Raw genomic sequence first — 14,722 nt, 5'->3', positions numbered from 1 at the left:
AAATTTTCCAAGCCGGTGTAGCTCAGTTGGTAGAGCGCATCCTTGGTAGGGATGAGGTCACGGGTTCAAGTCCCGTCATTGGCTCTTTTTAGAGTTTTTTAAAAAAGAGTAAAAATTTTAAAGTAACACTAAATAAATTTAACTAAGAATTAAAATTAATAATCATGGCAAAAGGAACTTATGATCGTTCGAAACCGCACTTAAACGTAGGAACTATTGGTCACGTAGATCACGGAAAAACTACTTTAACTGCTGCAATTACTAAAGTATTAGCAGATGCAGGATATTCTGAAGCGAGAGCTTTTGATCAAATTGATAACGCTCCGGAAGAGAAAGAAAGAGGTATAACAATTAACTCTTCTCACGTAGAGTACGCTACTCAAAACCGTCACTACGCTCACGTTGACTGTCCAGGTCACGCCGATTATGTAAAGAACATGGTAACTGGTGCTGCACAAATGGATGGTGCTATCTTAGTAGTAGCTGCTACAGATGGTCCAATGCCACAAACTCGTGAGCACATCTTATTAGGTCGTCAGGTTGGTATTCCACGTATCGTTGTTTTCTTAAACAAAGTTGATATGGTTGATGACGAGGAGTTATTAGAGTTAGTAGAGATGGAAGTTAGAGATTTATTATCTTTCTACGAGTACGATGGAGATAATGGTCCTGTAATCGCTGGATCTGCTTTAGGAGCTCTTAACGGAGAAGAGAAGTGGGTAAATACAGTTTTAGAATTGATGGAAGCTGTAGATACTTGGATTGAAGAGCCACCAAGAGATACTGAAAAAGATTTCTTAATGCCAATTGAAGATGTATTCTCAATTACTGGTCGTGGTACTGTAGCAACAGGACGTATCGAAACAGGGATCATCAACACTGGAGATGCTGTAGATATCATCGGAATGGGAGAAGAGAAATTAACTTCTACTGTTACTGGTATTGAAATGTTCCGTCAAATCTTAGATAGAGGAGAAGCTGGAGATAATGCAGGTATCTTATTAAGAGGTATTGATAAAACAGAAATCAAAAGAGGTATGGTAATCTGTAAGCCAGGTTCTGTAACTCCACACGCTAAATTTAAAGCTGAGGTATATATCCTAAAGAAAGAAGAAGGTGGTCGTCACACTCCTTTCCACAATAACTACCGCCCACAGTTCTACGTACGTACGACTGATGTAACTGGTAATATCGCACTTCCTGATGGAGTTGAGATGGTTATGCCTGGAGATAACTTAACGATTACTGTTGATTTAATCCAACCTATCGCATTAAACGTAGGTTTACAGTTCGCTATCCGTGAAGGAGGTAGAACAGTAGGTGCAGGTCAGGTAACTGAATTGTTAGACTAATACAGTCTTTAATATACAATACTAAAGGAGTCTCTTGCAAAGAGAGACTCCTTTAAATTAAATTATACACGGGTTTAGCTCAGTTGGTAGAGCACTGGTCTCCAAAACCAGTTGTCGGGAGTTCGAGCCTCTCAACCCGTGCAACAAACCAGACGAGTTACAGAGCACTGTAGCTCGTTAAAAGGATAGACTTATGAATAACTTTATACAATATATCAAAGATTCTTTTGAAGAGTTAAATACTAATATGACTTGGGCAACTAGAGAAGAGGCGCAAAAGTCGACAGTTGTTGTAGCTTCTTTTACTATTGCATTTGCTTTGGTAGTAGCTGCTATCGATAAAGTTTTTCAAACAGGATTAGATAATTTTTTTAATTTATTTTAATCATGGCTGATTCAGTGTTGAAATGGTATGTTGTAAGAGCTATAGGAGGTCAAGAAAATAAGGTAAAAACCTACATCGAGACAGAAATAGCACGTCATGGATTAGCAGATTTTGTAAATCAAGTTATAGTACCAACCGAAAAAGTTATACAAGTACGAAACGGAAAAAAAATAAATCGTGAACGCGTTTATTTTCCGGGTTATATCATGGTGGAAGCTAACCTAGCTGGTGAGGTACCCCATGTAATAAAAGCGGTAACTGGTGTTATAGGCTTTTTAGGCGAGACTAAAGGAGGAGATCCTGTGCCTATGCGTAAAGCAGAGGTTAATAGAATGTTAGGAAAAGTAGATGAATTGTCTGTAAAAGACGAGAATATTGTAATTCCTTTCAATGTTGGAGAAACAGTTAAAGTAATTGATGGTCCTTTTAACGGATTTGACGGTACTGTAGAAAATGTAAATGAAGAAAAGCGCAAGCTTGAAGTAATGGTAAAGATTTTCGGAAGAAAGACGCCATTAGAATTAAATTACATGCAAGTAGAAAAAATATAATTGTTACACCTATTATATATATGTTGGTGTGTTTTTTAGCTTCCAATTTAAAACACATCTTTAAATCTTAAACAATGGCAAAAGAATTAAGTAAAGTAGTAAAACTACAAGTTAGGGGAGGTGCAGCGAATCCGTCGCCACCAGTTGGACCCGCTTTAGGTGCTGCCGGTGTTAATATCATGGAATTCTGTAAGCAGTTTAATGCGCGTACACAGGATAAGCAAGGTAAAGTATTACCTGTTGTGATATCGGTTTACAAAGACAAATCTTTCGAGTTTGTTGTAAAAACCCCACCAGCTGCAGTACAGTTAATGGAAGCGGCCAAAATTAAGAAAGGTTCTGGAGAACCTAATAGGAAAAAAGTAGCAAGCGTTACTTGGGATCAAATTAGAACAATTGCAGAAGACAAGATGGCAGATTTAAATGCCTTTAAAGTGGAGTCTGCAATGAAAATGATCGCTGGTACAGCTCGTTCTATGGGATTAACAGTAAAAGGAGATGCTCCTGCATAAACTAAAAGAGATTAGAAATGGCAAGATTGACTAAAAAACAGAAAGAAGCTCGTGCTAAAGTTGATAGCTCTAAGGTTTATAATTTAAAAGAAGCAGCAGCCTTAGTAAAAGATATTACTACTGTAAAATTTGATGCATCTGTTGATTTAGCAGTTCGTTTGGGTGTAGATCCACGTAAAGCGAATCAAATGGTACGTGGTGTGGTAACTTTACCACACGGAACTGGTAAGGATGTAAAGGTTTTAGCATTAGTTACTCCAGATAAAGAAGCAGAAGCACAAGCAGCTGGTGCTGATTATGTTGGATTAGACGAATACCTTCAAAAAATTAAAGGAGGATGGACAGATGTGGATGTGATCATCACGATGCCTAGTGTTATGGGTAAATTAGGTCCTTTAGGTCGTATTTTAGGGCCAAGAGGTTTAATGCCTAACCCTAAAACAGGTACGGTAACTATGGATGTCTCTAAAGCAGTACAAGAAGTTAAAGCTGGTAAGATCGACTTTAAAGTTGACAAAACTGGTATTGTACATGCAGCAGTTGGTAAAGCTTCTTTTGATGCTGCCAAGATTGAAGAGAACGCCAATGAGTTAATACAAACACTTATTAAATTAAAGCCAACTGCAGCTAAAGGAACATACATCAAGAGCATTTTTATGTCTTCTACGATGAGTCCGAGTATTGCAATAGATGAAAAATCTTTATCATAAGGCATTTAAAACTTTTAAACCATGACTAGAGAGGAAAAATCACAAGTAATACAAGATTTAACTGCACAATTAGCAGATACGAACACCATCTATTTAGCAGATATTTCTGGTTTAGATGCAATTACAACCTCTAATTTACGTAGAGCTTGTTTCAAAGCAAATGTACAATTAGCCGTTGTGAAGAATACATTGTTGTCAAAGGCAATGGAGGCTTCTGATAAAGATTTTGGAGAATTACCAGACGTTTTAAAAGGTAATACATCTATGTTAATTGCTGAAGCATCTAATGCACCGGCAAAAGTAATTAAAGAGTTCCGTAAGAAATCAGATAAACCTTTATTAAAAGGTGCTTATGTAGAGGAAGCTGTTTACGTTGGAGACGACCAACTAGACGCTCTTGTTAACATCAAGTCTAGAGAGGAACTTATTGGAGATATCATCGGATTGTTACAATCACCAGCGAAGAATGTTGTTTCAGCACTTCAATCAGGTGGTGGTAAGTTATCAGGTATCTTAAAAACTTTATCTGAAAAGTAAACAAGCGCACTAATAAACTAATATATTAAAATTTTCAAAAACAATTAAAATGGCAGATTTAAAAGATTTCGCAGAACAATTAGTTAACTTAACAGTAAAAGAAGTTAATGAATTAGCTGATATTTTAAAAGATGAGTATGGTATTGAGCCAGCAGCAGCAGCTGTAGCAGTAGCAGGTCCAGCAGCAGGTGGTGGAGATGCAGCTGAAGAAAAAACTGAATTTGATGTAATCTTAAAAGCTCCAGGAGGATCTAAGTTAGCAGTAGTTAAGTTAGTAAAAGAATTAACTGGATTAGGATTAAAAGATGCTAAAGCTATCGTAGATAGTGCACCAGCACCAATCAAAGAAGCAGTATCTAAAGATGAGGCTGAAGGTCTTAAAAAGTCTTTAGAAGAAGCAGGAGCTGAAGTAGAGCTTAAGTAATACTTATGCCCGTTTTAAGGCGGGATAAACAATAAAGGTTTAGGTACTAGAAACTTAGTTTTTAGTCCTAAACCATTTTGTGTATATATTCGTTCTTTTCTCATCACATGATCATATTTGTGATTGTTCGACTATAATTAACTGATTTTTAATCGGTTATTGCAATTAAAATTGCATTGTTGAAACGCTTAGTTTCAAAAAATATATTTTTAATTTAAAAATAGTATCTCTTTTGGCAACGATAAACACTACTGAAAGAATTAACTTCGCATCATCAAAATTAGGAGCTGATTACCCGGACTTCTTAGATATTCAGGTAAAATCATTCCAAGATTTTTTTCAGCTACAAACAAAAGCAGATGAGCGTGGTAATGAAGGTTTGTATAAAACTTTCATGGACAACTTTCCGATTACGGATACTCGTAATCAATTTGTATTAGAATTTTTAGACTATTTTGTTGACCCGCCAAGGTATAGCATTCAAGAATGTATCGAGCGAGGTTTAACACATAGTGTACCTTTAAAAGCGCGTTTAAAGTTATATTGTACTGATCCGGAACACGAAGACTTCGAAACTATTGTTCAAGATGTTTATTTAGGAACAATACCTTACATGACGAACTCCGGTACTTTTATTATAAACGGAGCAGAACGTGTTGTAGTATCGCAATTACACCGTTCACCAGGTGTATTCTTTGGCCAGTCTTTCCACGCTAACGGAACAAAACTATACTCCGCAAGAGTTATTCCGTTTAAAGGTTCATGGATAGAATTCGCAACCGATATCAATCAGGTAATGTATGCCTACATTGATAGAAAGAAAAAATTACCAGTAACAACGTTATTCAGAGCCATTGGTTTTGAAAGAGATAAAGATATTCTTGAAATCTTTGATTTAGCAGAAGAAGTAAAAGTTTCTAAAGCAGGATTAAAGAAGGTACTAGGAAGAAAATTAGCAGCTAGAGTTCTTAAAACTTGGCATGAAGATTTTGTAGATGAGGATACTGGAGAAGTGGTATCTATTGAAAGAAATGAAATAATTTTCGACCGCGATACGATCTTAGAAAAAGAGCATATTGACGATATAATCGAAGCAGGCGCCAAAACTATTCTTTTACACAAAGAAGACAATTTGCTTGCCGATTATGCCATCATTCACAATACATTACAAAAAGATCCTACCAATTCTGAGAAAGAAGCAGTAGAGCACATCTACAGACAATTACGTAATGCAGAACCGCCAGATGAGGAAACTGCGCGTGGTATTATTGATAAATTGTTTTTCTCGGAACAACGTTACAGCTTAGGAGAAGTAGGTCGTTTTAGAATGAATACTAAACTTGGTTTGGATGAAGCTCTAGATCAAAAAGTACTTACCAAAAACGATATTATTACCATCATCAAGTACTTAATTGAGCTTATTAATTCTAAGGCTGAAGTAGATGATATCGATCACCTATCTAACCGTCGTGTTAGAACTGTAGGAGAGCAATTAGCGGGACAGTTCGGTGTAGGTTTAGCACGAATGGCCCGTACGATACGTGAACGTATGAATGTTCGCGATAACGAGGTATTTACACCTATCGATTTGATTAACGCTAAGACCCTGTCTTCGGTAATTAATTCGTTCTTTGGTACCAATCAGTTATCACAGTTTATGGACCAAACAAACCCATTGGCTGAAATTACTCACAAGCGTCGTTTATCCGCTTTAGGACCTGGAGGTTTATCGCGAGAAAGAGCTGGTTTTGAGGTACGTGATGTTCACTACACACATTACGGTCGTTTGTGTCCTATTGAAACACCAGAAGGACCAAACATTGGTTTGATATCTTCCCTTGCTGTGTTTGCAAAGGTTAATAACCTTGGATTTATTGAAACACCATATAAAAAGGTGACCGGCGGTGTGGTTGCATCTGAAGAACCTATTTACTTGAGTGCGGAAGAAGAAGAAGGGATGAAAATTGCCCAATCTAACCTTCCTGTTTCTGATTCTGGAACTATAGAATCGGAAAGAGTTATTGCACGTGAGGAAGGGGACTTCCCAGTGGAAAGCCCTGAAGCTGTAAATTATATGGACGTGGCGCCAAACCAAATTGCTTCGATTTCTGCATCTTTAATTCCATTCTTAGAACACGATGACGCAAACCGTGCCTTGATGGGATCTAACATGATGCGTCAGGCCGTACCGTTATTACGTCCTGAATCACCAATTGTTGGTACCGGACTAGAAAGAAGAGTAGCAAAAGATTCTCGAATTCTAATCAATGCCGAAGGTGCTGGTGTCGTTGAATACGTAGACGCTAACAAAATAACCATTAAGTATGACAGAACAGAAGAGGAACGAATGGTTAGTTTTGATTCGGACGAAAAGTCATACGATTTAATTAAATTTAGAAAAACCAATCAGGGTACTAATATTAACTTAAAGCCAATTGTAAAAGTTGGTGATAGAGTAGAAGAAGGACAAGTACTTTGTGAAGGATATGCAACTCAAAAAGGAGAATTAGCCTTAGGTAGAAATATGAAAGTTGCCTTTATGCCTTGGAAAGGGTATAACTTTGAGGATGCGATTGTAATTTCTGAAAAAGTAGTTCGTGAAGATATCTTTACTTCTATCCACATTGATGAATATTCTCTAGATGTTAGAGATACAAAATTAGGAGCAGAAGAATTAACCAATGATATTCCAAACGTTTCGGAAGAGGCAACAAAAGATCTTGACGAAAACGGAATGATTCGCGTTGGTGCAGAGGTGAATCCGGGAGATATTTTAATTGGTAAGATTACTCCAAAAGGAGAATCTGATCCTACACCAGAAGAGAAATTATTACGTGCTATATTCGGAGACAAAGCTGGGGATGTAAAAGATGCATCTTTAAAAGCCTCGCCCTCTTTACGCGGTGTAGTAATTAATAAAAAGTTATTCAAACGCGCGGTTAAAGATAAAAATAAGCGTGCTCGTGATAAAGAAGCAATTGCTGTATTAGAAGCATCTTATGTTTCTAAGTTCGATGCTTTAAAAAACAGTTTAATTGACAAGCTATTTAATCTAGTTACCGGAAAAACTTCACAGGGAGTTTACAACGACTTAGGAGAAGAAGTTTTACCAAAAGGTAAAAAGTTTACGCAGAAAATGCTAAACTCTGTAGAAGATTTTGTGCATTTACACGGAACCTGGACTACCGATAAAGATTTAAACAGCTTAGTTGTAGAACTCGTTCACAACTACAAAATTAAAGTTAACGATTTACAAGGGGTATTACGTCGTGAGAAATTTACCATTTCAGTAGGAGACGAATTACCAGCTGGTATCTTAAAGTTAGCTAAAATTTATGTAGCCAAGAAGCGTAAGTTAAAAGTAGGAGATAAAATGGCAGGACGTCACGGAAACAAGGGTATTGTTGCTCGTATCGTTCGTCAGGAAGACATGCCGTTCTTAGAAGATGGAACACCAGTGGATATCGTATTGAATCCATTAGGAGTACCTTCTCGTATGAACATCGGTCAGATTTATGAAACTGTTCTTGGATGGGCAGGCCAAAAATTAGATCAGAAATATGCGACACCAATATTTGATGGCGCATCTCTAGAGCAAATTAATGCCTTAACAGACGAAGCTTCTATTCCTAGGTTCGGACATACCTATTTATATGACGGAGGAACAGGAAAACGTTTCGACCAGCCTGCAACCGTTGGTGTTATATACATGATTAAATTAGGTCACATGATTGAGGATAAAATGCACGCGCGTTCTATCGGACCTTACTCATTAATTACACAACAGCCTCTTGGAGGTAAAGCACAATTTGGAGGACAGCGTTTTGGAGAGATGGAAGTTTGGGCACTTGAAGCATATGGTGCATCAAGTATCTTACGTGAAATCTTAACGGTTAAGTCGGATGACGTATTAGGTAGAGCGAAAACTTATGAAAGTATTGTAAAAGGAGACGCAATGCCAGAGCCAGGTTTACCAGAATCATTTAATGTTTTAATGCACGAACTGAAAGGTTTAGGTTTAGACGTTAAATTAGAAGAATAATCACAGTGAAATGCCTTGGTGTTCGATACACTGAGGCAAATCATTTTTTCAATATTAGTCTTGTATAAGACGCTAATTTTAATTCGAATCCATTATTATGGCAAGAAAAAACGAAAAATACACTGTTAAGAAGTTTAACAAAATTTCAATTGGTTTAGCATCACCAGAATCTATTCTAGAAGCGTCTAGAGGTGAGGTTTTAAAACCAGAAACAATTAACTATCGTACGCATAAACCAGAAAGGGATGGTTTATTTTGTGAGCGTATCTTTGGTCCTGTAAAAGACTACGAGTGTGCTTGTGGTAAATACAAAAGAATACGATACAAAGGTATCGTATGTGATCGATGTGGAGTTGAAGTAACGGAGAAAAAAGTTCGTAGAGATAGAGTAGGTCACATCAACTTAGTAGTTCCTGTTGCACACATTTGGTATTTCAGATCATTACCGAATAAAATGGGATATCTTTTAGGGTTACCATCAAAAAAATTAGACATGATTATTTACTACGAACGCTACGTAGTAATTCAACCAGGTATTGCTAAAAACGCCGAAGGAGAGCCGTTACAAAAGATGGATTTCCTTACGGAAGAAGAGTACTTGGATATCATGGATGAACTTCCACAGGACAATATGTACCTAGAGGATTCTGATCCGAATAAGTTCATCGCTAAAATGGGGGCAGAATGTTTGATTGATTTGTTAGAGCGAATCGATTTAGATGAACTGTCCTACCAACTGCGTCATAAAGCAAATACCGAAACGTCAAAGCAACGTAAAAACGAAGCTTTAAAGCGTTTAAATGTTGTAGAAGCATTTAGAGATTCTCAGAAAAATAGAGAAAACAATCCGGAGTGGATGATCATGAAAGCGATTCCTGTTATTCCACCAGAATTACGTCCTTTAGTGCCATTAGATGGAGGTCGTTTTGCTACTTCAGACTTAAATGACTTATATCGTCGTGTAATTATTCGTAACAATCGTTTAAAACGATTAATGGAGATTAAAGCACCAGAGGTTATTTTACGTAACGAGAAACGTATGTTACAAGAATCTGTAGATTCTTTATTTGATAACACGCGTAAAGCTTCTGCAGTAAAGACAGAATCTAACCGTCCATTAAAATCATTATCGGATAGTTTGAAAGGAAAACAAGGTCGTTTCCGTCAAAACTTATTAGGGAAGCGTGTGGATTACTCTGCGCGTTCGGTAATTGTTGTTGGACCAGAATTAAAATTATTCGAATGTGGATTGCCAAAAGATATGGCAGCCGAATTATACAAGCCTTTTGTAATTCGTAAATTAATTGAAAGAGGTATTGTAAAGACGGTAAAATCTGCTAAGAAAATTATAGATAGAAAAGAGCCAGTAGTTTGGGATATCTTAGAGAACGTAATTAAAGGACACCCAGTTTTATTAAACCGTGCTCCTACCTTACACCGTTTAGGTATTCAAGCATTCCAGCCAAAATTAATTGAAGGAAAAGCGATTCGTTTACACCCGCTAGTATGTACGGCCTTTAATGCCGATTTTGATGGGGATCAAATGGCGGTGCACTTACCTTTAGGACCAGAGGCTATTTTAGAGGCGCAACTATTAATGCTAGCGTCGCATAATATTCTAAATCCGGCCAACGGTGCTCCAATTACGGTACCATCACAGGATATGGTTTTAGGATTGTACTATATGACCAAAGAGCGCAAGTCTACTCCAGAAGTTCCAATTCAGGGAGAAGGCCTAACTTTTTATTCACCAGAAGAGGTAACTATTGCTTATAACGAAGAGCGTGTTAACCTAAATGCAGGAATAAAAGTTAGAACCAAAGACTTAAACGAAAACGGAGAATTAGTAGATACCATAATTGAAACCACTGTAGGTAGAGTATTATTTAACGAGGTAGTACCAGAACAAGCAGGGTATATCAATGAGGTTTTAACTAAAAAATCACTTCGTGGTATTATTGGTCGAATCTTAAAGGTAACCGATATACCTTCGGTAGGAAAGTTCTTAGATTCTATCAAAGACATGGGATATAAATTTGCTTTCCAAGGTGGTTTATCCTTCTCTTTAGGGGATATTATTATTCCACAAGAAAAGCACACGATGATTGCCGATGCTAACAAAGAGGTAGATGGCATTATCATGAACTATAATATGGGTATGCTTACGCAAAAAGAGCGTTACAATCAGGTTATTGATATTTGGGGTAGAACCAATAACGAATTAACCGAGTTGTCGATGAAGCGTTTGCGTGAAGACCAACAAGGATTTAACTCTGTATTTATGATGTTAGATTCTGGTGCACGTGGATCTAAAGAACAGATTCGTCAGTTAACCGGTATGCGTGGTCTGATGGCAAAACCAAAGAAATCTACTGCAGGAGGTGGAGAAATTATTGAAAACCCGATTTTATCTAACTTTAAAGAAGGATTATCAATTTTAGAATACTTTATTTCTACGCACGGTGCTCGTAAAGGTCTTGCCGATACGGCATTAAAAACAGCAGATGCAGGATATTTAACACGTCGTTTGGTTGATGTTTCGCAAGATGTAATTATTAACGAAGACGATTGTGGTACTTTACGAGGTTTAGAAGTTACACCGTTAAAGAAAAACGATGAAATTGTAGAGTCTATTAGCGATCGCATCTCAGGTCGAACTGCATTGCATGATGTGTTCCGACCAAGAACTGAAGAAGTATTAGTTCCTGCAGGAGAGTTAATTACACCGAAATTAGCAGATGTAATCGAAGAAGCTGGTATTGATCGAGTAGAGGTGCGTTCTGCATTAACTTGTGAATCTAAACGAGGTATATGTGCTAAATGTTACGGACAAAGTTTATCTACCGGTAAGAAAGTACAAATTGGAGAAGCAGTTGGTGTAATTGCAGCGCAGTCTATTGGAGAGCCTGGTACACAGTTAACACTTCGTACGTTCCACGTTGGTGGGGTTGCAGGAAATATTTCCGAAGACAATAAGCTTATCGCCAAGTTTGATGGTAAAGTTACCATCGACGACCTAAGAACAGTTAAAGGTAAAGATGCTGCAGGAGAAGAGGTAGAAATAGTTATTTCTCGTACTGCGGAAATCAAAATTACAGATACTAAAACTGGTATCACCAGAAGTACAAATAATATACCTTACGGATCTATCATCTTCGATAAAGATAGAAAAGAGATCAAGAAAGGAGATGTTGTTTGTCAATGGGATCCATTTAATGGTGTTATCGTTTCTGAATTCTCTGGTAAGGTTAAATTTAGCAATTTAGAACAAGGTGTAAACTACACAGTAGAGATTGACGAGCAAACTGGTTTCCAGGAAAAAGTTATCACAGATTCTAAGAACAAGAAGATTATTGCTTCTTTAATTATCGAAGATGTAGATGGCAATGCTTTACGTTCATATAGTTTACCAGTAGGAGCACACTTAATAGTAGACGATGGGGATACGTAGAAGCAGGAAAGACTTTAGTTAAGATTCCTCGTAAATCAGGTAAAGCTGGGGATATTACAGGAGGTTTACCACGTGTAACTGAATTATTTGAGGCGCGTAATCCTTCTAATCCGGCGGTTGTTGCACAAATTGACGGTGTTGTTTCTTTTGGTAAGATTAAAAGAGGTAACCGTGAGATAATTATCGAATCGAAAACAGGAGAGATTAAGAAATACTTAATTAAGTTATCGAACCAGATATTAGTGCAAGAAAACGACTTTATAAAAGCAGGAATGCCATTATCAGATGGTGCCATAACGCCTACGGATATTCTTAATATAAAAGGCCCATCAGCGGTACAAGAATACCTAGTAAATGAAATACAAGAAGTATATCGTTTACAAGGGGTGAAAATTAATGATAAGCACTTTGAAGTTGTAGTACGTCAAATGATGCGTAAAGTTAAAATTATCGATTCAGGAGATACACTATTCTTAGAAAATCAATTGATTCATAAAAATGACTTTATTGAACAAAATGATGCTATCTACGGAATGAAGGTTGTAGAAGATGCTGGAGATTCTGAAAACCTAAAACCAGGTCAAATGGTATCTGCACGTCAATTAAGAGATGAAAATTCTATTTTACGTAGAGCCGACAAAAACTTAGTAGTAGCTCGTGATGCGCAACCAGCAACTGCAGAACAAGTATTGCAGGGTATTACAAGAGCATCGTTACAAACGAAGTCATTTATTTCGGCAGCGTCGTTCCAGGAGACTACAAAAGTACTTAACGAAGCAGCGGTGAATGGTAAAGTAGATACTTTAGAAGGATTGAAAGAAAATGTAATTGTTGGTAAACGAATTCCAGCAGGTACAGGTATGCGTAGCTACGATACTCAAATTGTAGGTCCTAAAGAAGAGATAGAAAACAGTTTGTAAAATTACTGTTATAACCAAAGTAAAGACCTCTATTACAGAGGTCTTTCTTTTTAAATTACTTAAATTATGGATAACGCGAAAAAAGAACCACAACTCAATATAGAATTAGATCAAGAGGTTGCCGAAGGAACCTATAGTAACTTGGCAATAATAAACCATTCGGTTTCTGAATTTATTGTAGATTTTATCAATATAATGCCAGGGGTGCCGAAAGCGAAAGTAAAATCAAGAATTATATTAACACCGCAGCACGCAAAACGATTGTCTAAAGCATTACAAGACAACATTAAAAAGTTTGAGCAAAACAACGGTGAAATTAAAGATTATGAGCACCCGCCAATTCCTATGAATTTCGGAGGAACCACAGGAGAAGCATAATAAAAAAAGAGACATAGAAATGTCTCTTTTTTATTCCCTCCAAAGTCTTACTGTTTTATTTTCCATAGATGCTTCTTTGGGAACGATGGTTAGTTTCCGTATTTTATGTACATCGGTAAAAGGATAGAAGCCATAATCGTAACAAAAAAAATAGTTTTGAGATTTAAATTTTATCACATTGGTAAAATAAGAAAAATCATAACCCATTTCTTGTGCAATTTCTTTTCGAATGGTTGTTTTTCCGCTAGGACAAAAATACGCCAGAATTCTTCTGTTTTTTCGTAGTATTTTATTTATTTCTTTAATGGTATATTCATATTTTTCTTTGTTTCTGTTGTGAAATTGATTTCTACAATAGGTGTCGCAAAATTTTTTGTCGATTCTTCCTGTAAGTTCTTTACCACAGGATAGGCATGTTTTAGTTTTCATAGCAAAGCATTTTTTTATGTTTATAAACGTGAAAAAATGTATTTAAGCGTTTATAAAATTGTTGTTGTTGTAAAAATACACATATTTGAAGTATGTATTTGTCTAGATATCAACATAATAATTACGTTACTAAAGATTATCGTTGTGCTATTGCAGCCATGCAGGATGTTTTACTACGTAAAAATTACAGTGCAAGCACCCAGAAATCTTATATCTTTATGTTTACTTTGTTTTTAAAACATATGTACCCTCGACCTATGCATACCATAAATAGTTCGATTATTAAAGAGTACCATACGAAGCTTGTCACACAATTCCACAAGTCTATTTCTTTTCAGAACCAAAGTATCAATGCAATTAAGTTTTATTTAGAAAAGGTTCTAAAGCAACCTTCCGAACATTATGATTTTGAACGTCCTAAGAAACCCAAACGTCTTCCTAGTGTTTTGTCTACAAAACAAATATTAGATCTACTAGATGCTACTACTAATCTGAAGCATAAAGCTATTTTAACTCTTATATACAGTGCGGGCTTGCGGATATCTGAATGTGTTAATTTACAAATAAAGGATATCGATTCTGATACCATGCGCATATGGGTTCGAAATGGAAAAGGTCAAAAAGACAGGATCACCTTGTTGTCGGAGAATGCTTTATTTTTATTGCGAAATTATTACAAACAATACACCCCAAAAAAGTGGTTGTTTGAGGGTATTAGTGGAAAGCAATATAGTACTAGTAGTATTCGAAGTATTTTTAACAAGTCGAAGCGCAAAGCAAAGATAACAATGCCAGGCACAGTGCATACTTTACGACATTCCTTTGCAACTCATTTATTAGAAAATGGCACAAATCTTCGGTATATTCAAAAATTACTAGGACATAATTCAAGCAAGACCACTGAGGTATATACTCATGTGGCCTCAGATATGCTTACGAATATCAAAAGTCCGTTCGACTTAATTAAGAAATAACACTATATTTGAAAGGTAAATATATGCAATTGCGCATATTCAATAGTTAGGTTTAAT

The 14,722-nt window shown here is 36.6% G+C and carries 11 protein-coding genes, 2 tRNA genes and 1 pseudogene; 13 read left to right on the top strand and 1 reads right to left on the bottom strand.

Annotated features, from left to right (window positions below; genetic code table 11):
* Positions 1–11 precede the first annotated feature (11 nt).
* From BSU00_RS08310 to BSU00_RS08255, 12 genes and pseudogenes are all read left to right on the top strand, one after another.
* A tRNA-Thr gene (locus tag BSU00_RS08310) sits at positions 12–84 on the top strand.
* An 80-nt stretch (positions 85–164) separates the two neighbouring features.
* Positions 165–1,352 carry an elongation factor Tu gene (gene tuf, locus BSU00_RS08305; protein ID WP_105003971.1) on the top strand — a complete coding sequence of 396 codons (1,188 nt, stop codon included), beginning with the start codon at positions 165–167 and terminating at the stop codon, positions 1,350–1,352.
* 68 nt (positions 1,353–1,420) lie between these two features.
* Positions 1,421–1,493: transfer RNA gene (locus BSU00_RS08300), tRNA-Trp, on the top strand.
* Positions 1,494–1,545: 52 nt separating this feature from the next.
* Complete coding sequence (gene secE, locus BSU00_RS08295) at positions 1,546–1,737, top strand: preprotein translocase subunit SecE (RefSeq protein ID WP_105003970.1); 192 nt, start codon at positions 1,546–1,548, stop codon at positions 1,735–1,737.
* A gap of 2 nt (positions 1,738–1,739) precedes the next feature.
* Complete coding sequence (gene nusG, locus BSU00_RS08290) at positions 1,740–2,288, top strand: transcription termination/antitermination protein NusG (RefSeq protein WP_105003969.1); 549 nt, start codon at positions 1,740–1,742, stop codon at positions 2,286–2,288.
* A gap of 74 nt (positions 2,289–2,362) precedes the next feature.
* Positions 2,363–2,800 carry a 50S ribosomal protein L11 gene (gene rplK / locus BSU00_RS08285; RefSeq protein ID WP_105003968.1) on the top strand — a complete coding sequence of 146 codons (438 nt, stop codon included), beginning with the start codon at positions 2,363–2,365 and terminating at the stop codon, positions 2,798–2,800.
* A 17-nt stretch (positions 2,801–2,817) separates the two neighbouring features.
* Entirely contained in the window at positions 2,818–3,510 is a 693-nt protein-coding gene (gene rplA, locus BSU00_RS08280) for a 50S ribosomal protein L1 (RefSeq protein WP_105003967.1), read from the top strand.
* Positions 3,511–3,531: 21 nt separating this feature from the next.
* The gene (rplJ, locus tag BSU00_RS08275; protein ID WP_105003966.1) at positions 3,532–4,047 is read left to right on the top strand and encodes a 50S ribosomal protein L10; all 516 of its coding nucleotides are present in this window, start codon (positions 3,532–3,534) and stop codon (positions 4,045–4,047) included.
* A gap of 49 nt (positions 4,048–4,096) precedes the next feature.
* Positions 4,097–4,471: a 50S ribosomal protein L7/L12 gene (gene rplL, locus BSU00_RS08270; RefSeq protein ID WP_105003965.1), complete on the top strand. Its 375-nt coding sequence runs from the start codon at positions 4,097–4,099 to the stop codon at positions 4,469–4,471.
* A 232-nt stretch (positions 4,472–4,703) separates the two neighbouring features.
* A complete protein-coding gene (rpoB, locus tag BSU00_RS08265; protein WP_105003964.1) occupies positions 4,704–8,513 on the top strand; it encodes a DNA-directed RNA polymerase subunit beta in 3,810 nt (1,269 codons plus the stop codon).
* A 97-nt stretch (positions 8,514–8,610) separates the two neighbouring features.
* A pseudogene (rpoC, locus tag BSU00_RS08260) lies at positions 8,611–12,884 on the top strand (DNA-directed RNA polymerase subunit beta').
* A 66-nt stretch (positions 12,885–12,950) separates the two neighbouring features.
* Positions 12,951–13,262 (top strand): DUF3467 domain-containing protein, encoded by a 312-nt coding sequence (locus BSU00_RS08255; RefSeq protein WP_369820307.1) that lies wholly within the window; start codon positions 12,951–12,953, stop codon positions 13,260–13,262.
* A gap of 30 nt (positions 13,263–13,292) precedes the next feature.
* Here BSU00_RS08255 and BSU00_RS08250 read toward each other — a convergent pair whose 3' ends face one another.
* The gene (locus BSU00_RS08250; RefSeq protein ID WP_105003962.1) at positions 13,293–13,691 is read right to left on the bottom strand and encodes a hypothetical protein; all 399 of its coding nucleotides are present in this window, start codon (positions 13,689–13,691) and stop codon (positions 13,293–13,295) included.
* A 92-nt stretch (positions 13,692–13,783) separates the two neighbouring features.
* On the opposite strand from BSU00_RS08250, the gene BSU00_RS08245 reads away from it, so the two are divergent.
* Positions 13,784–14,665: a tyrosine-type recombinase/integrase gene (locus BSU00_RS08245; RefSeq protein ID WP_105003961.1), complete on the top strand. Its 882-nt coding sequence runs from the start codon at positions 13,784–13,786 to the stop codon at positions 14,663–14,665.
* Positions 14,666–14,722 lie beyond the last annotated feature (57 nt).

Source organism: Tenacibaculum sp. SG-28, assembly GCF_002954385.1.
Classification (GTDB): Bacteria; Bacteroidota; Bacteroidia; order Flavobacteriales; family Flavobacteriaceae; genus Polaribacter.
This window is presented reverse-complemented; position numbering and strand designations above follow the sequence as displayed.